We start from the raw sequence: 21,668 nt of genomic DNA, 5'->3' as shown, positions 1-21,668 counted from the left end.
GCACACCGCACAAACGAAAACGCCCGGCAAAGCCGGGCGCTCGTTGAACGGCCGTCAGGCCAGTTCGGCAGCGGTTTCGAATTCGAAGAACGGCTCGCCGTCACGAATATCGATATGCACCACACCGCCGTGCTCGGCCAGCTCTCCGAACAGGATCTCCTCAGCCAGAGGCCGCTTGATCTTGTCCTGAATCAGCCTGGCCATCGGCCGTGCCCCCATCTGGGCGTCATAACCGTGCTCTGCTAGCCAACCACGGGCAGCATCCGACACCTCCAGCGTCACGTGCTTGTCCTCCAACTGCGCCTGCAGCTCGATCAGGAACTTGTCGACGATGCTCTTGATGACGTCATGGCTCAGGCGGCCGAACTGGATGATGGTATCCAGGCGGTTGCGGAACTCCGGCGTGAAGCTCTTCTTGATGACTTCCATGGCATCGGACGCATGATCCTGCAGGGTGAAGCCGATAGAAGCCCGCGCTGCGGTTTCTGCCCCCGCATTGGTAGTCATGATGATGATCACATTGCGGAAGTCGGCCTTGCGCCCGTTGTTGTCGGTGAGCGTGCCGTGATCCATCACCTGCAGCAGGAGGTTGAAGACCTCAGGGTGAGCCTTCTCGATTTCATCCAGCAGCAGCACGCAATGCGGCTGCTTGGTGATGGCCTCGGTCAACAGACCGCCCTGGTCGAATCCGACATATCCGGGAGGTGCACCGATCAGACGCGACACCGTGTGCCGCTCCATGTACTCGGACATGTCGAAGCGGATCAGCTCGACCCCCAGTGCCCGGGCCAACTGGCGTGCGGCTTCGGTCTTGCCCACTCCTGTCGGGCCGGCGAAGAGGAAGGAGCCCACCGGCTTGTCCGGTGCCTTTAGCCCTGCACGGGACAGCTTGATCGCGGTGGCCAGCGAATCGATCGCATCGTCCTGGCCAAACACCGTGAGCTTCAGATCACGCTCGAGGTTACGCAGCAATTCCTTGTCGGAGCTGCTGACGTGCTTCGGGGGAATCCGCGCAATCTTCGCCACGATGTCCTCGACCTGCTCGACATCGATGCACTTGACCCGCTGCCCTTCGGGCTGCAGACGCTGATAGGCACCGGCCTCGTCGATCACGTCGATGGCCTTGTCCGGCATATGGCGATCATTGATGTAGCGCGAGGCCAACTCCGCCGCGGCGCGCAATGCCTCGTCGCTGTACTCGATGTTGTGATGCTGCTCGAAACGCCCCTTGAGCCCGCGCAGGATGCCGATGGTGTCCTCCACCGAAGGCTCGGTGACGTCGACCTTCTGGAAACGCCGCGCCAATGCGCGGTCTTTCTCGAAGATGCCGCGGAACTCCTGAAACGTGGTGGAGCCGATGCAGCGGATCTCGCCGGACGACAGCAGCGGCTTCAGCAGGTTGGACGCGTCCATGACGCCGCCGGATGCCGCGCCAGCCCCGATGATGGTATGGATCTCGTCGATGAACAGGATGGCGTGGGGCCGCTTGCGCAGCTCGCCGAGCAGCGCCTTGAAACGTTTCTCGAAGTCGCCGCGGTACTTGGTACCGGCCAGCAGCGCACCAAGATCCAGCGAATACACGACGCTATCGCTCAGCAGATCGGGTACCTGATTATCGACGATCCGCTTCGCCAGCCCTTCGGCGATAGCCGTCTTGCCGACGCCCGCCTCACCGACCAGCAGAGGGTTGTTCTTGCGACGCCGCGCCAGGATCTGGGCGACCCGCTCGACCTCGTGCTCGCGGCCGACCAGCGGATCGATCCGCCCCTGCCGGGCCAGCTCGTTCAGGTTGCTGGCATAGGCGTCCAGAGGATTGCTGGAAGCACCCGCCTCGCTGCCGTCCTCGTCCTGCATGTCGGCATCGTTCTCGGGACTGCCGGAATTTCCGGGGACCTTGGAAATGCCATGAGCGATGTAATTGACGACATCGATACGCGCAACGTTCTGCTGCTTGAGCAGGAAAACCGCCTGGCTTTCCTGCTCGCTGAAAATGGCGACCAAGACATTGGCACCGGTGACTTCACGCTTGCCAGAGCTCTGCACATGGAATACGGCACGTTGCAGAACCCGCTGGAACCCCAGGGTGGGCTGGGTTTCGCGCTCTTCATCGTGCTGTGGGATAAGTGGTGTGGTGGAATCAATGAATTCCTGCAGGTCGTGCCGGAGCTTGTCCAGGCTCGCCCCGCAGGCCCGCAGTACGGTAGCAGCCGCTTCATTGTCCAGTAGGGCCAACAGGAGGTGTTCAACCGTCATGAACTCATGACGTTTGGTACGTGCCTCTTTGAAAGCCAGATTCAGAGTGACTTCGAGCTCACGGTTCAACATAGCTTTCACCTCTTCCCCAGCAGTCGGAGTTAACCGTCCTTCTCGATCTCACAAAGCAGCGGGTGCTGGCATTCCCTTGCATATTGATTCACTTGCATTGCTTTGGTTTCGGCGACGTCGCGGGTATACACACCACAGACGGCCTGCCCCTCGGTATGGACGGCCAGCATGATCTTGGTGGCCTGCTCCCTGCTGTGATTGAAAATGCCTTCCAGTACCTCGACGACGAAATCCATCGGCGTGTAGTCGTCATTGAACATGACAACTTTATACATCGGTGGTGCCTTCAGCTGCGGCTTGGCCTCTTCAACAGCCAGGCCAGACGCATCGTCTCCGTCCTCCAGAGGCCGATCCTGATTGAATGTTAGTCGAATCTGAGCAAATGCATGCATGCGCATAACGGTTCTAGGTCGTGGCGCGGGGGCCAGATAAATATGGACAGCTTCGCAGCCAGCTGACGAGTCGCCTTGACTATCGGCAAAACGGTGATACAAACAGTAAGTGCCTACAAGGGCAAACGGGTTGCGCAACATGAGGCCTCGGGCTGCATAAGCGCGGAATGAAATGGATGTTACTCCAGTAATGGACTCCTTTGCAGAGGGATAACAGCATGCTAAGCGGTAAGGTCAAGTGGTTCAACAACGCCAAAGGCTACGGCTTCATCGTAGCAGATGGCGGCGATGAGGACCTGTTCGCCCACTACTCGGCCATCCAGATGGAAGGCTACAGAACTCTGAAAGCTGGGCAAGCGGTCATGTTCAATATCCTGCAGGGTCCGAAAGGCCTCCACGCAACCGACATCCGGCCTCAGCAAGCCGTGTCCGAAGCGACGACTCCTGCCGCTGCCCAGGGTGCTTCCACGGTCGACGCCTGACGTCCTGCGGTAGCGAACAAAAAAGGCCGATCAATCGATCGGCCTTTTTACCCGCCTGCTTACATGTGGCTGATCATGGCGTCGCCGAACTGCGAGCATGACATCAGCTGCGCGCCTTCCATCAGTCGCTCGAAGTCGTAGGTGACCGTCTTGGCAGCAATGGCGCCTTCGGTGCCCTTGATGATCAGATCGGCCGCTTCGACCCATCCCATGTGGCGCAGCATCATTTCGGCCGAAAGGATCAGCGAACCCGGGTTGACCTTGTCCTGACCGGCATACTTGGGCGCCGTGCCATGGGTCGCCTCGAACATCGCCACCGTGTCGGACAGGTTGGCACCCGGAGCGATACCGATACCTCCAACCTCAGCCGCCAAGGCGTCGGAGAGGTAGTCGCCATTCAGGTTGAGCGTGGCGATGACATCGTATTCGGCCGGACGCAGCAGAATCTGCTGCAGCATGGCGTCGGCGATGGCGTCCTTGACCACGATGTTCTTGCCGGTATTGGGGTTCTTGAACTGCATCCAGGGTCCACCATCGAGCAACTCTGCGCCGAACTCGTCGCGAGCGACTTCGTAGCCCCACTCCTTGAAAGCACCCTCGGTGAATTTCATGATGTTGCCCTTGTGGACGAAGGTGACCGAGTCACGATCATTGTCCACGGCATACTGCAGCGCCTTGCGAACCAGACGCTTGGTACCTTCCAGCGAGACGGGCTTGATGCCGATGCCACAGTTCTCGGTGAAGCGGATCTTTTTGACGCCCATTTCCTCGGTGAGGAACTTGATGACCTTCTCCGCCTCAGGGGAGCCGGCTTTCCACTCGACACCGGCGTAAATATCTTCGGAGTTCTCGCGGAAGATCACCATGTCCACATCGCCTGGGTTCTTCACGGGACTCGGAACGCCAGTGAACCAGCGAACCGGGCGCTGGCAGACATAGAGGTCCAGTTCCTGACGCAGCGCAACGTTCAGCGAACGGATACCGCCTCCAACCGGCGTGGTCAGCGGTCCTTTGATGGACACCACATAATCGCGAACCGCTTCCAGTGTTTCCTTCGGCAGCCAGGTGTCCTGGTCATAGACCTGAGTGGCTTTCTCGCCAGCATAGATTTCCATCCAGGCGATCTTGCGCTTGCCGCCGTAGGCCTTCTGCACGGCTGCGTCCACGACCTTGATCATCACCGGACTGATGTCGACGCCGATGCCGTCCCCCTCTATATAAGGAATGATCGGATTGTCGGGAACGTTCAGGGTGTTATCGGCATTGACGGTGATTTTGTCACCGCTGGCTGGCACCTGGATCTTTTGGTATCCCATGCTGGACTCCGTCTTCGTGGTTAGACATCGATCGTCGTTTGAGGGTAACCCACTCGAATCGCCTGAAACTACATGTTCGTTCGTCGTATGCGCAATGCCGTTCTGCCAGAGGGGGGCTCGATGGTATACTGCCGCGATGACTCACAAGTCATAAGGGACGAGCCTGTACCAGACCCGCCTCTTGAACCCTGACGCTGCCACCGCGGCTCGGCGGTTCAAACGCTCGACACTCTATTGGTGCATCCATCATCACCGCGGCGAATCCCCTTCTGGCTCGACTACTAGATGGAGAGTCAGGGCGCCTACCCGGCGCATTCGGGATTCTGTGCACGCCCAGCAAGAAGAGAGTTAACGCTAAATGTCCACCCCTTCGAAGATCATCTATACCTTCACCGACGAAGCTCCAGCCCTGGCAACCTATTCGCTTCTTCCCATTGTAGAAGCCTTCGCAGCCTCCGCTGACATCTCCGTCGAAACACGCGACATCTCTCTTGCAGGGCGCATCCTTGCGAGCTTCGCCGATCAGCTGGATGCCGACAAGAAAGTCGAAGATGATCTGGCCAAGCTTGCCGAGCTGACCAACCAGCCCGACGCCAACATCATCAAGCTCCCCAACATCAGCGCCTCCGTTCCACAGCTCAAGGCAGCGATCGCCGAGCTGCAGGCCCTGGGCTACAACATCCCCAACTACCCCGAAGACCCGCAGACCGATGCCGAGAAAGACGCGCGCGCGCGTTACAGCAAGGTGCTCGGTAGCGCCGTGAACCCGGTCCTGCGCGAAGGCAACTCCGACCGCCGCGCCCCGGCCGCCGTGAAAGCCTATGCCCGCAAGCATCCGCACTCCATGGGCAAGTGGAGCAAGGCGTCCCAGTCCCACGCCGATTACATGCGCGGCGGCGACTTCTTCTCCAGCGAACAGTCGATCACCATGGAAAAAGCCGGTGACGTGCGTATCGAGTTCGTCGGCAAGGATGGCAAGGTAGAGGTCAAGAAGCAGCTCGCTCTGCAGGAAGGCGAAGTGCTCGATGGCATGTTCATGAGCTGCAAGAAGCTGCGCGCGTTCTTCGAAGACACGCTGCAGGACTGCAAGGAAACCGGCGTCATGTGGTCCCTGCACGTCAAGGCGACCATGATGAAGATCTCCCACCCGATCGTCTTCGGCCATGCCGTGAGCGTTTACTACAAGGACGTCTTCGACAAGTACGGCGATCTGTTCAAGGAGCTGGGCGTCAACCCGAACAACGGCATCAGCAGCGTCTACGACAAGATCAAGTCCCTGCCCGCCTCGCAGCAGGAAGAAATCCTGCATGACATCCACGAGGTCTATAGCCACCGCCCGGAAATGGCGATGGTCGACTCGGTCAAGGGCATCACCAACCTGCACATCCCGAGCGACGTGATCGTCGACGCCTCGATGCCGGCGATGATTCGCAACTCCGGCCAGATGTGGGGCAAGGATGGCAAGCAGAAGGACACCAAGGCGGTGATGCCGGAGAGCACCTACGCCCGCATCTACCAGGAAATGATCAACTTCTGCAAAACCAACGGCGCCTTCGACCCGGTCACCATGGGCAGCGTGCCGAACGTCGGTCTGATGGCGCAGAAGGCTGAGGAATACGGCTCGCACGACAAGACCTTCGAAATGCACGCCGACGGCACCATGCGCGTCGTACTGACCGATGGCACCGTACTGATGCAGCACGAAGTCGAGAAAGGCGATATCTGGCGTGCCTGCCAGACCAAGGACGCGCCGATCCGTGACTGGGTCAAGCTGGCCGTTACCCGCGCCCGCCAGTCCAACACCCCAGCCGTGTTCTGGCTGGACCCGGAGCGTGCCCACGACATGCAGCTGCAGAAGAAGGTCGAAACCTATCTGCAGGAGCACGACCTGAGCGGCCTGGACATTCGCATCATGGGCTACAACGAAGCCATTCGCCTGAGCATGGAGCGCATGATCCGCGGCAAGGACACCATTTCCGTCACCGGCAACGTGCTGCGCGATTACCTGACCGACCTGTTCCCGATCATGGAGCTGGGCACCTCGGCCAAGATGCTGTCCATCGTTCCGCTGATGGCCGGCGGCGGCATGTACGAGACTGGCGCCGGTGGTTCCGCGCCGAAGCACGTGCAGCAGCTGGTCGAAGAAAACTATCTGCGCTGGGATTCGCTGGGTGAGTTCCTCGCCCTGGCGGTTTCGCTGGAGGAGACTGGCATCAAGACTGGCAACGGCAAGGCGAAGATCCTCGGCAAGACCCTGGACCAGGCCACTGGCAAGTTGCTGGACAACAACAAGTCCCCGGCGCGCAAGGTTGGCCAGATCGACAACCGCGGCAGCCACTTCTACCTGGCACTGTACTGGGCGCAGGCTCTGGCCGCGCAGGACGAAGATGCCGAGCTGAAGGCTCACTTCACTCCGCTGGCCAAGACCCTGACCGAGCAGGAAGCGGCCATCGTCGCTGAACTGGCAGCCGTGCAGGGCAAGCCGGTCGACATCGGCGGCTACTACCGCTCCAACCCGGAGCTGACCAGCAAGGTGATGCGCCCCAGCGCCACCTTCAACGCTGCCCTGGCCGCGCTGAACGCCTGAGTCTGCACCTGAGCGTCAATACGAACCCCGGCCTTGCGCCGGGGTTCGTGCTTTCAGCAGCCCAGCTGCTGTTATGATCGCCTCATTTGCGCAAGGCAGCCCCTATGGATTGGCACCCCCACATCACCGTCGCTACCGTAATCGAAGACCAGGGCCGCTTCCTCCTGGTGGAGGAACTCAAGGCAGGCCGACTGGTGCTCAATCAACCCGCCGGCCACCTGGAGGCCAACGAGAACCTGCGCGAGGCCGCCATCCGGGAAACACTGGAGGAAACGGGCTGGGAAGTCGAGCTCACCGGCCTGGTCGGCATCTACCTGTATACCGCTCCGAGCAACGGCATCACCTATCAGCGCGTGTGCTTTGCCGCCAGGGCTGTGCGTCACGATGCGCAGCGCCCGCTCGACGATGGCATCGTTGCGGCTCGCTGGTTGAGCCGCGAGGAGCTGGCCCAGCAGCCCGAACGCTGGCGCAGCGAGCTGGTTCCGCGCTGCATAGACGACTACCTGGCCGGACCACTGCATCCGCTTGACGTGATTCGCAACTGATCACAACTTCGTCACGCCGGCGCCAGCTGATAGAATTCGCCCCTTTGCAAAGCCCTGGCGTACTTCTATGTCTGTTGCGACCCTCTCCGCTCCGGAAAAAACACGCGTGATCGTCGGCATGTCCGGCGGCGTGGACTCGTCTGTTTCCGCCCTCCTGCTGCTCGAGCAGGGCTATCAGGTCGAAGGCCTGTACATGAAGAACTGGGAAGAGGACGACGGCACGGAGTACTGCACCGCCAAGGAAGACCTGGCCGACGCCCAAGCCGTGTGCGACCGCATCGGCATCAAGCTGCACACCGCCAACTTTGCCGCCGAGTACTGGGACAACGTGTTCGAGCACTTCCTCGCCGAATACAAGGCGGGCCGCACGCCCAATCCGGACATCCTCTGCAACCGGGAAATCAAGTTCAAGGCGTTCCTCGATTATGCCCTGATGCTCGGCGCCGACCTCATCGCCACCGGCCATTACGTGCGGCGTCGTGACCGCGATGGCCGCAGCGAGCTGCTCAAGGGCCTCGACCCTAACAAGGACCAAAGCTACTTCCTGCATGCCGTCGGTGGCGAGCAGCTGGCCAAGACACTGTTTCCCGTCGGTGAGCTGGAGAAGCCCGAGGTCCGCGCGATTGCGGAGAAGCACGGCCTGGCTACGGCGAAGAAGAAGGATTCCACCGGCATCTGTTTCATTGGCGAACGGCGTTTCAGTGATTTTCTCAAGCAGTACCTGCCCGCCCAACCGGGAAACATCGAAACGGTCGACGGCGAGGTAATTGGCCGGCACCACGGCCTGATGTATCACACCATCGGCCAACGCCAGGGGCTGGGTATCGGCGGTCTCAAGGATGCCTCCGACGAGCCCTGGTATGTGCTGAGCAAGGACCTGCAGCGCAACGTGCTGATCGTTGGCCAGGGCAATGACCACCCATGGCTGTTCTCCCGCGCTCTACTGGCTTCCGAAATCTATTGGGTGAACCCCGTGGACCTCAGCGCCCCGCTCAAGCTGACCGCCAAGGTTCGTTATCGCCAGAGCGACCAGGCTTGCACACTGGAGCAGACCTCCGACGGCTATCGCGCCGTGTTCGAAGTGCCGCAGCGGGCCGTCACGCCTGGCCAATCGGTGGTGTTCTACGATGGCGAGGTCTGCCTCGGCGGCGGCGTCATCGAACAGGCCGAACCCTGGTTCGAGGGCCGAGCATGAGCAAGCTGGATGAACAACTGATAGCACTCGGCGCGGTGTTCGAAGCCGCCACGCTGGTCGACCGCATCGCCCGAACCGGCCAGGTGCCGAACGCCGCGCTCGGCTGCATGCTCGGTAGCCTACTGGCGCGCAACCCGCAGACCACACTGGAAATCTACGGCGGCGACGACCTCAATCTGCGAGACGGCTACCGTGCCTTGGTCGGCGCGCTGGAGCGCGACAGCAGCAGCCTGCAGCGCGAACCGTTGCGCTATGCGCTGGCGATGATCGGCCTGGAGCGACAGCTCGACAAACGTGGCGACATGCTGCAAGTCATCGGCAGCCGGCTGGATCAGATCCAGCAGCAGGTCGAGCACTTCGGCCTCACCCATGAAAACGTGGTCGCCTCGTTCGGCGGGCTCTATCAGGACACCCTGAGCACCTTCCGCCAGCGCATCCAGGTTCAGGGCGACATGCGCCACCTGCAGCAGAGCGACAACGCCGCCAAGATTCGCGCCCTGCTGCTCTCCGGCATTCGCTCCGCCCGCCTCTGGCGCCAGCTTGGCGGGCACCGCTGGCAGCTGATCTTCAGCCGGCGCAAGCTGCTCGATGCACTCTATCCTCGACTGCGCTCGACACAGAGCGAAGACCGATAACCGGGGAGAATGGACCGGGATGTGCCGGTACATTCGTGTATAATCTGCGCCCTTTTCGTTGCCCGACTGTCCGAGAATGCCCTCTATGCAGCTTTCCTCGCTCACGGCGGTTTCCCCCGTCGATGGCCGCTACGCCGGCAAAACCAGCTCCCTGCGCCCGATCTTCAGCGAATTCGGCCTGATTCGTTGCCGTGTTCAGGTCGAGGTCCGCTGGCTACAGCGCCTGGCAGCCCACCCGGGCATTCCGGAAGTCGCTCCCTTCTCCGCCGAAGCCAATGCGCTGTTGAATCAGCTGGCGGAGAACTTCCAGCTGGAGCACGCCGAGCGCGTCAAGGAATTCGAGCGCACCACCAACCACGACGTCAAAGCCGTGGAGTACCTGCTCAAGGAGCAGGCCAAGCAGCTGCCTGAATTGGCCAAGGTCAACGAATTCATCCACTTCGCCTGCACCAGTGAAGACATCAACAACCTGTCCCACGCGCTGATGTTGCGCGAAGGCCGCGACACCGTTCTGCTGCCGCTGATGCGCCAGCTCGCCGACGCCATCCGTGGCCTGGCCGTCCAGTTCGCCGACGTGGCGATGCTGTCGCGCACCCACGGTCAGCCGGCCTCCCCGACTACGCTTGGCAAGGAACTGGCCAACGTGGTCTATCGCCTGGAGCGCCAGATCGCTCAGGTAGCTGCCGTGCCGCTGCTGGGCAAGATCAACGGGGCCGTGGGCAACTACAACGCCCATCTGTCCGCCTACCCGGACGTCGACTGGGAAGCCAACGCCCGCGAATTCATCGAGGGTGATCTGGGCCTGTCGTGGAACCCCTACACCACGCAGATCGAGCCGCACGACTACATCGCCGAGCTGTTCGACGCCATCGCACGCTTCAACACCATCCTCATCGACTTCGATCGCGACGTCTGGGGCTACATCTCCCTCGGTTACTTCAAGCAGAAAACCGTCGCAGGCGAAATCGGCTCCTCGACCATGCCGCACAAGGTCAACCCGATCGACTTCGAGAACTCTGAAGGAAACCTCGGCATTGCCAACGCGCTGTTCCAGCACCTGGCCAGCAAGCTGCCGATTTCCCGCTGGCAGCGCGATCTGACCGACTCCACCGTCCTGCGCAACCTGGGCGTTGGCTTCGCCCACAGCGTCATCGCCTACGAGGCGAGCCTCAAGGGTATCGGCAAGCTGGAGCTCAACGCTGCCCGCATCGCCGAAGACCTCGATGCCTGCTGGGAAGTACTTGCCGAGCCGGTACAGACCGTCATGCGGCGTTATGCCGTGGAGAATGCCTACGAGAAGCTGAAGGATCTGACCCGCGGCAAAGGCATTACGCCTGACGCACTGCAGGCCTTCATCGACGGCCTCGACATCCCGGCCGACGCCAAGGCGGAGCTGCGCAAGCTGACGCCGGCAAGCTACATCGGCAACGCCGCTGCCCAGGCCAAGCGCATCTGATCGATCCCATGCCTGCACGCCCGGCTGTGCCGGGCGTTTTTATTTTCAGCTCTGCCATATAGAGCAAGGTGTTACGCATGACTTCTGATATTCCACTTCAAATTCTGGGCGGCATCAGTGCTCGGGAATTCCTGCGCGATTACTGGCAGAAGCAGCCGCTGCTGATCCGCCAGGCCATCCCGGGTTTCCAGAGCCCGATCTCGCCGGACGAACTGGCCGGCCTCTCCCTCGAAGAGGACGTCGAGTCCCGTCTGGTCATCGAACACGGCGAAAGCCCCTGGGAGCTGCGCCGAGGCCCATTCACCGAGGACACCTATCAGCAGCTGCCGGAGCGTGACTGGACCTTGTTGGTGCAGGCGGTCGACCAGCTCGTGCCGGACGTCGCCGAGCTGATCGAGCATTTCCGCTTTCTGCCCAACTGGCGCATCGACGATGTGATGATCAGCTATGCCGCTCCGGGTGGCGGCGTCGGACCGCACTTCGACAATTACGATGTGTTCCTGCTGCAGGCCCATGGACAGCGCCGCTGGCGCATCGGGCAGATGTGCGACAGCGAAAGCCCGATGCTGGCCCACGGCGACCTGCGCATTCTCGCCGACTTCCAGGGCACCGAAGAATGGGTGCTGGAGCCGGGCGACATGCTCTACCTGCCGCCTCGCCTCGCTCACTTTGGCACCGCCGAGGATGCCTGCATGACGTACTCGGTCGGTTTTCGCGCACCCAGCGCCGCGGAAGTCCTGACCCATTTCACCGACTTCCTCGCGCAATTCCTGCCAGACGAAGAACGCTACAGTGATGCCGATCTACAACCCAGCGATGACCCCTTCCAGATCCAGAGCGATGCACTGGACCGTTTGAAGGCATTGCTTGCCGAGCACATGAGCGACGAACGCCTCCTGCTTACCTGGTTCGGCCAATTCATGACCGAGCCGCGTTATCCGGAGCGTGTCGAGGGCCCGGAACTGAGCGAGGACGAGTTGCTGTCGGCGCTGGAGGACGGCGCGATACTGGTTCGCAACCCCGCGGCCCGGCTGGCCTGGAGCGAGGTGGATATCGGCCTGCTACTGTTCGCCAGTGGCCAGAGCCGCCTGCTTCCCTCTAAGCTGAACGAACTGTTGAAACTGATCTGCTCGGCCGACGCGCTGCATGTCGAAAACGTCGGTCGATGGCTGAGCGACGAGGATGGCCGGGCGCTGCTGTGCGAACTGGTAAAACAAGGAAGTCTGGAGTTTGCTGATGAATAGCGTTCAGGTACGGATCGCCGACTGGCAGCAGGACAACGCCGAACTGCGGCGCATCCGCGAGGCCGTATTCATTGCCGAGCAGGCCGTACCGCCCGAGCAGGAGTGGGACGCCGACGATGCCGAAGCGGTGCACTTCCTTGCACTCGAGGGCGGCTATCCGATCGGCACCGCTCGGCTCCTGGCCGACGGGCAGATTGGCCGCGTGGCGGTGTTGCGCGACTGGCGCGGCATGAACGTCGGCGATGCGCTGATGCGAGCGGTCATTGCCGAAGCCGAGCGCCGCGGCCTGACCGAACAGACTCTGACCGCTCAGGTCCATGCCACCGCGTTTTACGAGCGGCTTGGCTTCAAGGTTGTCAGCGACGAATTTCTTGAAGCCGGCATCCCTCATGTTGAGATGCTCCGCCGGAGCCAGTGAGACGAAATGAACGACGATGCCCCCAAGGAGCGAACCGAACAGGCCGAACTGCCGGCTATCGACTTTCACTCCCCGGGGCGCTTCGCCGTACACAATCCGCCTCCTGATCTTCCCGAGCCCGAAGCCTGGGTCGCGGCCCCCTTCCGCCTTGGACGGGATGTCGAGCTGCAACGATTCGACAAGCCGACTGAAGTACGCCAGCACGCCTTGGCCATGCTGCAGCAGGCGACCCGTGCCCTGTGCATCTACAGCACTGACCTGGAGCCCTGGCTCTATCATCACAGCAGCATTCAGCAGGCCTGCACTCGCCTTCTGCTCGCACACCCTCGCAACCAGCTGCGTATCCTGGTCGCCGACCCAACTCGCGCCGTGAAGGAAGGGCATCGCCTTCTTCAACTCGCGCGCCGGTTGACCAGCAATGTCCATATTCGCAAGCTGCATCCGGACTACCCCGAGCCGAACGGCACCTATCTCCTCGCCGACGACTGCGGGCTGCTGGAGCGCCCCAAGGCCGACCAGTATGCTGGCTACGCCCTGTATCGTGACCCTGCTCGCGTGCGCATACGCCAGGCAGAGTTCGACAAGGCATGGGATCATGGGCAATCGGACGCAAACTTGCGGAGCTTCCTGTTATGAGTCCTCGTATCACGCTGCTGGCCGTCGCGCTCAGCATCTGCCTGCCGCTGCAGGCGGCAACCGAAGTCATCCAGCTCAACAACCGCATGGGCGAGGAAGTGCTTCCGGTAGCCGAGTCGGTACTGGGCGGCCAGGGCCGTGTCACGGCATATGGCAACCAACTGATCGTCAACGCACCGGACGCGCTGATCCGTGAGCTGCGCCAGGTGGTCGACCAACTGGATGTAGCCCCCAAACGTCTGTTGATCAGCGTCGATACCCAGGATTCGGCTAACAGCACAGCGGGAGGGTATCGGGTAGACGGATCGGCACGCGCTGGCGACGTGGAGTTCGAAACGGGCCGCGGCGAGATCGGAGGCAGAGACCAGGTTCGAATCATTCGTCGCAGTACCAACAGCCGGGACGGTGGCATTCAGCAGATCCAGGCCAGCGAGGGCTATCCGGCACTGATTCAGGTTGGCCAGAGTGTTCCGCTGACGACTCAGGGCAGCGATGGCTATGGCCAGATCTATCAGCAAACCCAGTATCGTGATGTGCTGCGTGGCTTCTACGCCACCGCCACGGTGCATGGCGACCGCGTGCAGATCAGCATCAGCAGCAGCCGTGACCGACTCGCTCAGGGCCGCAGTGGCGTCGTCGAAGTGCAGAATGCCGATACCCGCGTCAGTGGGCGCGTTGGCGAATGGATCACCGTGGGCGGCATCGATGAAAGCGCAAGTTCTGATCAGCGCGGCACGCTGCGTCGCTATTCCACTCAGGGCAGCCAGAACCTTTCGATGCGCCTGAAAGTGGATGTTCTCGACTGAACCACTGCTGGCGCGCGGAAAAATGTAGTGGCCTGAAAAAAACACTACAAAACCGTTGACGATGAAAAAACAGCGGCGCATTATTGGCCCGCTCCCGCTAACCAGGGGCCCTGGCAAGGGTCTCCGGGGCGTGCTCCAGCCAACCAGCCGAGCCGTTCCGTGACTGTACTGCCCACAAGGCGGACTGACGAGGTTGCGACTGGAACGAGTCGTCCCGAGGGACGGGGTAGCGATTGACGCATCAGCCAGTCTGACCAGCTTCTCGTTGTTGTAGCGCACACGGCAGCCACGCCGGCTGTGGGCGCAGCAACCGGAACCAGCCAGCCCGGCGGTCGTATCCCCCCTTCTCCTTGGTTCAATCCTCGTCCCGGTCGATATTTCGACGCTCTGCCGCGTGTTGCCCGCACTGATCAGCGATAGCACGTAGGTTCGGTGGGAAAAAGTCGGTGCTCAACCACACTTATTTTTGAAGGATTGAACATGTCCGCATATCAAGACGACATCAAGGCAGTTGCCGCCCTGAAAGAGCAATACGGCAGCAGCTGGGCCGCCATCAACCCTGAGTCCGTCGCTCGCATGCGCGCCCAGAACCGCTTCAAGACCGGTCTGGAAATCGCTCAGTACACCGCCGACATCATGCGCAAGGACATGGCCGAGTACGACGCCGACTCGTCCGTCTACACGCAGTCCCTCGGCTGCTGGCACGGCTTCATTGGTCAGCAGAAGCTGATCTCCATCAAGAAGCACCTGAAGACCACCAACAAGCGCTACCTCTACCTGTCCGGCTGGATGGTTGCTGCTCTGCGTTCCGAGTTCGGCCCGCTGCCGGACCAGTCCATGCACGAGAAGACCGCCGTTTCCGACCTGATCGAGGAGCTGTACACCTTCCTGCGTCAGGCTGACAGCCGCGAACTGGACCTGCTGTTCACCGCCCTGGACGCTGCTCGTGAAGCTGGCGACAACGCCAAGGCTGCCGAGATCCAGAACCAGATCGACAACTACGAAACCCACATCGTACCGATCATCGCTGACATCGACGCTGGCTTCGGTAACCCGGAAGCCACCTACCTGCTGGCCAAGCGCATGATCGAAGCAGGCGCTTGCTGCATCCAGATCGAGAACCAGGTTTCCGACGAGAAGCAGTGCGGCCACCAGGACGGTAAAGTAACCGTTCCGCACGCCGACTTCCTCGCCAAGATCGCTGCCGTTCGTTACGCCTTCCTCGAGCTGGGCATCGACAACGGCGTGATCGTTGCTCGTACCGACTCCCTGGGTGCCGGCCTGACCAAGCAGATTGCCGTGACCAAAGAGCCGGGCGACCTGGGCGACCTGTACAACTCCTTCCTGGATTGCGAAGAAATCTCCGAAGCCGAGCTGGGCAATGGCGACGTCGTAATCAAGCGCGAAGGCAAGCTGCTGCGTCCGAAGCGTCTGCCGTCCAACCTGTTCCAGTTCCGCGCTGGCACCGGCGAAGACCGCTGCGTTCTGGACTGCATCACCTCGCTGCAGAACGGCGCCGACCTGCTGTGGATCGAAACCGAGAAGCCGCACGTTGGCCAGATCAAGGCCATGGTTGACCGCATCCGCGAAGTCATCCCGAACGCCAAGCTGGTCTACAACAACAGCCCGTCCTTCAACTGGACGCTGAACTTCCGTCAGCAGGTGTTCGACGCTTTCGTTGCCGAAGGCAAGGACGTGTCCGCCTACGACCGCGCCAAGCTGATGAGCGTCGAGTACGACGAAACCGAGCTGGCCAAGGTTGCAGACGAGAAGATCCGTACCTTCCAGCGCGACGGTTCGGCTCACGCCGGCATCTTCCACCACCTGATCACCCTGCCGACCTACCACACTGCTGCTCTGTCGACCGACAACCTGGCCAAGGGCTACTTTGCCGACCAGGGCATGCTGGCCTACGTTAAGGGCGTTCAGCGCGAGGAACTGCGTCAGGGTATCGCCTGCGTCAAGCACCAGAACATGGCTGGCTCTGACATCGGCGACAACCACAAGGAGTACTTCGCTGGCGAAGCTGCTCTGAAGGCAAGCGGCAAAGACAACACCATGAACCAGTTCCACTAAGAACAGGTTCGCAGCCGCCCCGGCTGCGGTGTGAAAAAAGCCCTGGCGTGAGCCGGGGCTTTTTTTTGCGACGGATTGAGTGGTGCACGGTTACGCTTCGTCGGCCAGCGCTCCACTGTCATTCTCTTGTCGCATACGAACCTTAGCGTCATGGCTCCGACAACAATCGTTATGGAGCTGCGCCGTGATTACTGAGAACAACGACATTCTGTTCGGCAACGGGGACGAGTTGCCCAGTAACCATTCGACGAATCCGCATATCCAGGATGTGATTTCCCTTGGCCGACGTAAAGTGCTCGCGGGTGGCGCAGCCATGGGTGCCCTGGCCTTTCTTGGCGCATCCCTTCCCGGCCTCGCGCAAGCGGCGGAGCCAATGTCCCGCGGGATCAAAGATGTTCCGTTCAAACGTCGTACCCGCCTGCCGTTCGTGCCCGTGGCCGTTACCCGTGCCGACACCATAACGGTGCCGTCAGGCTATACCGCCACCACCTTCATCCCTTGGGGCACGCCGATTACCGGGCGCTATCCGGCCTGGCTGGAAGATGCCAGCAACACGGCTGAAGATCAGGCCCAACAGGTCGGCATGCACCACGACGGAATGCACTTCTTCCCCATGAACGCGAAGCTGGGCGGACGGCAGAGCGACCACGGCTTGCTGGTTCTCAATCACGAGTACATCGATGCACCCCTGCTCCACCGTAACGGTCCGACCGTAGTGGATGGCAAGCGCGTCAACGTCGACGAAGTCCGCAAGGAGATCAACGCACACGGTGTCTCGGTAGTTGAAATCCGCCGAGGTCCACGCGGCGAGTGGTCCGTGCTGCCGACGGCGCGAAACCGCCGCATCACCGGCGCGACACCGATGCGAATCGAAGGCCCGGCGCGCGGCCACGCGTTGATGCGTACCCGCTACAGCCCAAGCGGCACCTCGGCCCGCGGCACCCTCAACAACTGCGCCAACGGATTCACGCCGTGGGGAACCTACCTCACTTGCGAGGAAAACTGGGCCGGCTATTTCGCTACTGGCGACGCCGAGCTTCCGCGTGAGCTCAGCCGCTACGGCGTCCGGGGAGCCGGACGCTATGGATGGGAAACCGTGGCAGGCGATGAATTCGAGCGATTCAATGCGACCCGCATCGCGGCTACTGCCCAAGGCGATTACCGCAACGAGCCAAACACCTTTGGCTGGGTGGTGGAAATCGATCCGTTCGATCCCCATTCGACTCCAATCAAGCACACAGCGCTCGGCCGTTTCGCCCATGAAGGCTTGGTGTTCGCGCCGGTCAAGCCAGGCCGCCCTGTCGTCTGCTATTCAGGCGACGACTCGCAGAACGAGTACATCTACAAGTACGTCAGCCGCGACAAATATCGGCCTCAGCGCAGCGACGGGCGCCTGCTGGACGATGGCGTCCTCTACGTGGCGCGTTTCAACCCGGATGGCAGTGGCGACTGGCTCGCGCTGGATCATGCCAACCCAGCGTTTCAGCGCGCCTGCAAGGCCGCTGGCGTTCGGTTCGCCGATCAGGGAGAGGTGCTGATCAATACCCGCCTGGCCGCCGATATCGTTGGTGCAACGAAAATGGATCGCCCGGAATGGGGTGCGGTACATCCCGACACAGGTGAGGTGTATTTCACGCTCACCAACAATAGCGGTCGCCAGCAGTCCGATGCGGCCAACCCGCGTTCACCGAATGCGTTCGGCCATATCATTCGCTGGCGCGAGGCGAGCCGGGATTTTGCCGGCACCCGATTCACCTGGGATATCTACCTGCTCGCCGGCCCCGAGGAAAACAGCCGGAGCCCGAAAGGCCGTGCGCTGGACGCCACGAATATCCTGGCCAGCCCCGATGGATTGTGGTTCGACGATGAAGGGCGCCTGTGGATCCAGACCGACATGAGCGGCAGTCAGTTGAGCTCCGGTCCGTTTGGCAACAACCAGATGTTGGTTTCCGACCCGAGAACAGGTGAAACCAAGCGTTTCCTGGTCGGCCCGCTGGGTGCCGAGGTGACAGGAATCACGGCAACGCCTGACTTCCGCACGCTGTTCGTGAACATCCAGCATCCGGGTGAGGGTTCGACCTCGACGAACTACACGAGCACCTGGCCAGACGGCGCCGGTCGGCGTCCCCGCTCGGCCACCGTCATCATCACTCGTGAAGATGGTAAGCGCCTGATGTAAAGGCCAAGGGGCCTGGCGAGCGCCAGGCCCTCTGCCGCGTCGGCAATCATTGGCCCGGTGGGGGCTCTTCAGGTGAAGTGAACAACCCCCATGTCGATATGAACAAAGCCGCCACCAGCGGACCGATCACGAACCCGTTCAAACCGAAAAGCGCCAGACCGCCCAGCGTCGAGATCAGCACGACGTAATCGGGCATCTTGGTGTCTTTGCCCACCAGGATGGGCCTGAGAATGTTGTCCACCAGACCGATCACCAGCACGCCATAGAGTGTGAGAATCACCCCCTGCCAGATCGCCCCGGTCATCAGAAAGTAGATGGCGACGGGCGTCCAGATCAGTCCGGCCCCCACCGCGGGGAGCAACGACAGAAACGCCATCAATACCCCCCAAAGCAGCGCGCCGGATATGCCGAGTACGGCGAAGATGATTCCGCCCAGAGCCCCCTGAGTGACGGCGACCACAATGTTGCCCTTCACCGTCGCACGTACCACACGGGTGAACTTGTTGAAAAGGCGCCTTTTCTGGGCATCGCTGAGCGGAATGGCCTTTCTGATCCGTGCCACCAGCTCTCGACCGTCCCGGATGAAAAAGAACAGCAGATACAACATCACGAAGAAGCTGATCAGGAACTGAAACGTCCCTTGACCGAAGCTGAACGCCTTGGTGGCGAGAAACTGACTGCCCTCGAGCGCACCCGATGCCAGCCGCTCCCGCATGGAGTCCAGATCACCGAAGCCGAAGCGCTGAAGCTGCACCTGGACCGATTGAGGTAACAGCTCCCGCAGACCCGATACGAGGCGACCAATGTCCAGCTCGCCGCTCTCTATCTGCTTGTAGAGGGTCGCGCCTTCCTGAACCAGCATGCCCGTAATCAGAATGACAGGTAGCACGGCAACCAGCAGGCAGACCAGCAAGGTAAACAACGCCGTCAGATTGCGGCGTTGACTGAACCGCCGGTAAAGGTAGCGCTGCAAGGGTGCAAAGATGATGGCGAGAATGACCGCCCAGAAAACTGCTCCATAGAACGGCAACAGAATCCAGCCGAACGCCAGGGAAACCACTACCAGCAGCGCGAGGAAGACTTTCTGCTCGAGCGTCGAGTTGACCATTGTTGACCCTGTCGCTGCGTATCGTTCTGTTTAGTCAACGAGCGAGAGCGCGAGTGCGGGCCAGACGACGGATTCGCGACAGGGGCCGTTGTTGTCCGAACGGCCCTTGTCTTCGGTTCAGAGGGTCATCGCTGCCAGCCAGCCGAATGCGAGCAGCGGCAGGTTGTAGTGCAGGAAGGTCGGTACGACGGTATCCCAGATATGGTTATGCTGACCGTCGGCATTCAGGCCGGCCGTTGGCCCAAGCGTGGAATCGGATGCAGGGGAACCACCATCGCCGAGCGCGCCGGCTGTGCCAACGAGACTCACGATCGCCAAGGGGCTGAAGCCCAGCTCGACGCCAAGCGGCACGAAAATGGCGGCGATGATTGGCACGGTCGAGAAAGAAGAGCCGATGCCAATCGTGACGAGCAAACCGACCAGAAGCATCAACAGGGCGCCGATGGCCTTGCTGTTGCCGATCCACGCGGTGGATGCGTCTACCAGCAGTTTCACCTCACCGGTTTCACGCATCACTTCAGCGAAACCAGCGGCGGCAATCATGATGAAGCCGATCATGGCCATCATTTTCATGCCGTCGGTAAAAAGGTCATCCGCTTCTCGCCAGCGCACCACACCGGAGACCGAGAAGATCACGAACCCTGCAAGTGCGCCGAGAATCATCGAGTCCAGCCACAGCTGAATAACGAACGCCGCAGCAACGGCAATGCCTGCCGCCACCAAGGTCAGTGGGCTGTAACGTACCGAACTGGGCTCCACCTGCTCGATGCGAGCAAGGTCATATTCACGCGGCTTGCGGTAGCTATAGAAGGCGATCGCCAGCCCCGACAACATGCCCAAAGCTGGGATCAGCATCGCCTGGGTGACCTTGATGCCGGTTACATCCACACCGCTTTTGGCAACGTTGGCCAGCAGAATCTCATTCAGGAAGATGTTGCCGAACCCAACCGGAAGAAACATGTAAGGAGTGATCAGCCCGAACGCGAGCACACAGGCAATCAGGCGCCGGTCGATCTTCATCTTCGACAGTACGTAAAGTAACGGCGGAACCAGCAACGGAATAAACGCAATATGAATCGGCAGGATGTTCTGGGACGAGATCGCTACCGCCAGCAGAAGTGCGACCATCATCCACTTCACCGCGCCGGTGCCCTGGCCGCCTTGCTTTCCGACCAAAGCCAGAGCCTTGTCGGCAAGCGCGTGGGCCAGACCGCTCTTGCCGATAGCTACGGCGAACGCACCAAGCAGGGCATATGACAACGCCACTGTCGCTCCACCACCCAGGCCCTTGTTGAAAGCGGCGAGGCTGCCTTCGATACCCAACCCGCCAATCAACCCACCGGCCATGGCCCCGGCAATAAGTGCAACGACCACGTGCACGCGGCAAAGGCTCAAGACCAGCATGATGCCGACCGCCGCAACAACTGCGTTCATTTCAAATCTCCGTATAAACGATCAAGTCGCGTAGAAAAGCGCCGCACTCTGCAATAACTGCGCAGAACTGTCAAAATCGGAACGGCACATTCAGGACGAATGAGCGCATTCTGAGTTGTCAGTAGCCGTTCCCTATCACTAGCTCGGCGTTAGCGGTACCAGCTTTTTACTGAGCAGATAAACCCCAACCCGATGATCACTCACCACGGTATTCACAACCGCTTGTGCAGGTCTCGTGAATGCGGACGCGGGAAAGCTCTGGAAGAAGCGGCTTCAGCTCGTTCCAGATCCATTTCGCCAGGTTCTCGCTGGTGGGGTTTTCCAGACCGGGAATGTCGTTCAGATAGTTGTGGTCCAAACGCTCGTAGAGCGGTTTGAAGATGGATTTCAGCTCACCGAAATCCCGAATCCAACCAGTATGTGGATCCACTGGCCCACTTATATACAAGGCAACACGGAAGGAGTGGCCATGCAGCCGCCCACATTTGTGTCCTTGCGGTACGTGCGGCAAACGGTGCGCTGACTCGAATGTGAATTCTTTGAATATTTCCACTGTATGCACTCGTGATCTGATCGCGACGAAGCGCGCAATTTTACGCGTTTTGCCCGCGTGATTCATGCGCAGAGGTTGCTACGCAGGGCAATCACCGCCAAAGGGAGCAGCTGCGGTAATTTGTCGGCATCAAAAAATCGGTGACCCTGCCGCTTTTCTGCGCCCCAAAAGCAAACCCCCGACCCGCTTACGCGGATCGGGGGTTTGGTGTAGGAGCTTGACGATGACCTACTCTCACATGGGGAAACCCCACACTACCATCGGCGATGCATCGTTTCACT

At 60.7% G+C, this 21,668-nt stretch carries 18 protein-coding genes; 12 read left to right on the top strand and 6 right to left on the bottom strand.

Annotation, left to right across the window (positions count from 1 at the left end):
- Positions 1 to 54: 54 nt before the first annotated feature.
- Both clpA and clpS read right to left on the bottom strand, forming a co-directional pair.
- Entirely contained in the window at positions 55 to 2,325 is a 2,271-nt protein-coding gene (gene clpA / locus ACVRRC_RS14620) for an ATP-dependent Clp protease ATP-binding subunit ClpA (protein ID WP_011913423.1), read from the bottom strand.
- 29 nt (positions 2,326 to 2,354) lie between these two features.
- A complete protein-coding gene (clpS, locus tag ACVRRC_RS14615) occupies positions 2,355 to 2,717 on the bottom strand; it encodes an ATP-dependent Clp protease adapter ClpS (RefSeq protein WP_026006451.1) in 363 nt (120 codons plus the stop codon).
- Positions 2,718 to 2,935: 218 nt separating this feature from the next.
- On the opposite strand from clpS, the gene cspD reads away from it, so the two are divergent.
- The gene (cspD, locus tag ACVRRC_RS14610; protein ID WP_013982942.1) at positions 2,936 to 3,199 is read left to right on the top strand and encodes a cold shock domain-containing protein CspD; all 264 of its coding nucleotides are present in this window, start codon (positions 2,936 to 2,938) and stop codon (positions 3,197 to 3,199) included.
- A 59-nt stretch (positions 3,200 to 3,258) separates the two neighbouring features.
- Here the strand turns inward: cspD and icd are convergent, their stop codons facing one another.
- Positions 3,259 to 4,515, bottom strand: a complete 1,257-nt coding sequence (gene icd, locus ACVRRC_RS14605; protein ID WP_011913426.1) for an NADP-dependent isocitrate dehydrogenase — start codon at positions 4,513 to 4,515, stop codon at positions 3,259 to 3,261.
- A 358-nt stretch (positions 4,516 to 4,873) separates the two neighbouring features.
- Between icd and ACVRRC_RS14600 the strand changes: the two genes are divergently transcribed.
- The 11 genes from ACVRRC_RS14600 to ACVRRC_RS14550 all read left to right on the top strand — a co-directional run bounded on the left by ACVRRC_RS14600 (position 4,874) and on the right by ACVRRC_RS14550 (position 18,292).
- On the top strand, positions 4,874 to 7,102 hold the full coding sequence (locus ACVRRC_RS14600; protein WP_256519011.1) for an NADP-dependent isocitrate dehydrogenase: 2,229 nt from the start codon (positions 4,874 to 4,876) through the stop codon (positions 7,100 to 7,102).
- A gap of 104 nt (positions 7,103 to 7,206) precedes the next feature.
- Positions 7,207 to 7,647, top strand: coding sequence for an NUDIX hydrolase (locus ACVRRC_RS14595; protein WP_019407313.1), 441 nt, complete (start codon positions 7,207 to 7,209; stop codon positions 7,645 to 7,647).
- Positions 7,648 to 7,714: 67 nt separating this feature from the next.
- Complete coding sequence (gene mnmA, locus ACVRRC_RS14590) at positions 7,715 to 8,842, top strand: tRNA 2-thiouridine(34) synthase MnmA (protein WP_143514441.1); 1,128 nt, start codon at positions 7,715 to 7,717, stop codon at positions 8,840 to 8,842.
- A complete protein-coding gene (gene hflD, locus ACVRRC_RS14585) occupies positions 8,839 to 9,477 on the top strand; it encodes a high frequency lysogenization protein HflD (RefSeq protein WP_011913430.1) in 639 nt (212 codons plus the stop codon). Before mnmA ends, hflD begins: the two co-directional genes overlap by 4 nt.
- Positions 9,478 to 9,562: 85 nt before the next feature.
- Positions 9,563 to 10,933, top strand: coding sequence for an adenylosuccinate lyase (gene purB, locus ACVRRC_RS14580; RefSeq protein WP_014596824.1), 1,371 nt, complete (start codon positions 9,563 to 9,565; stop codon positions 10,931 to 10,933).
- A gap of 77 nt (positions 10,934 to 11,010) precedes the next feature.
- The gene (locus ACVRRC_RS14575) at positions 11,011 to 12,177 is read left to right on the top strand and encodes a ribosomal protein uL16 3-hydroxylase (protein ID WP_407043347.1); all 1,167 of its coding nucleotides are present in this window, start codon (positions 11,011 to 11,013) and stop codon (positions 12,175 to 12,177) included.
- Positions 12,170 to 12,595: a GNAT family N-acetyltransferase gene (locus ACVRRC_RS14570; protein ID WP_013982947.1), complete on the top strand. Its 426-nt coding sequence runs from the start codon at positions 12,170 to 12,172 to the stop codon at positions 12,593 to 12,595. The genes ACVRRC_RS14575 and ACVRRC_RS14570 overlap by 8 nt, the downstream gene beginning before the upstream one ends.
- Before the next feature lie 6 nt (positions 12,596 to 12,601).
- Complete coding sequence (locus ACVRRC_RS14565) at positions 12,602 to 13,231, top strand: DUF7931 domain-containing protein (protein WP_011913434.1); 630 nt, start codon at positions 12,602 to 12,604, stop codon at positions 13,229 to 13,231.
- Positions 13,228 to 14,037 carry a secretin N-terminal domain-containing protein gene (locus tag ACVRRC_RS14560; protein ID WP_017243947.1) on the top strand — a complete coding sequence of 270 codons (810 nt, stop codon included), beginning with the start codon at positions 13,228 to 13,230 and terminating at the stop codon, positions 14,035 to 14,037. Before ACVRRC_RS14565 ends, ACVRRC_RS14560 begins: the two co-directional genes overlap by 4 nt.
- Before the next feature lie 480 nt (positions 14,038 to 14,517).
- The gene (locus tag ACVRRC_RS14555) at positions 14,518 to 16,113 is read left to right on the top strand and encodes an isocitrate lyase (RefSeq protein WP_013982950.1); all 1,596 of its coding nucleotides are present in this window, start codon (positions 14,518 to 14,520) and stop codon (positions 16,111 to 16,113) included.
- 184 nt (positions 16,114 to 16,297) lie between these two features.
- Complete coding sequence (locus ACVRRC_RS14550; protein WP_019407311.1) at positions 16,298 to 18,292, top strand: PhoX family protein; 1,995 nt, start codon at positions 16,298 to 16,300, stop codon at positions 18,290 to 18,292.
- A gap of 46 nt (positions 18,293 to 18,338) precedes the next feature.
- Here ACVRRC_RS14550 and ACVRRC_RS14545 read toward each other — a convergent pair whose 3' ends face one another.
- From ACVRRC_RS14545 to queD, 3 genes are all read right to left on the bottom strand, one after another.
- A complete protein-coding gene (locus tag ACVRRC_RS14545) occupies positions 18,339 to 19,400 on the bottom strand; it encodes an AI-2E family transporter (RefSeq protein ID WP_019407310.1) in 1,062 nt (353 codons plus the stop codon).
- A 117-nt stretch (positions 19,401 to 19,517) separates the two neighbouring features.
- Entirely contained in the window at positions 19,518 to 20,834 is a 1,317-nt protein-coding gene (locus ACVRRC_RS14540; protein WP_472997157.1) for a Na+/H+ antiporter family protein, read from the bottom strand.
- A gap of 196 nt (positions 20,835 to 21,030) precedes the next feature.
- Positions 21,031 to 21,387, bottom strand: a complete 357-nt coding sequence (gene queD, locus ACVRRC_RS14535; RefSeq protein ID WP_026006452.1) for a 6-carboxytetrahydropterin synthase QueD — start codon at positions 21,385 to 21,387, stop codon at positions 21,031 to 21,033.
- Positions 21,388 to 21,668 lie beyond the last annotated feature (281 nt).

Source organism: Stutzerimonas sp. LR2 (assembly GCF_055755175.1).
The sequence above is the reverse complement of the archived record's forward strand: the minus strand, read 5'-3'. Positions and strand labels throughout refer to the sequence as shown.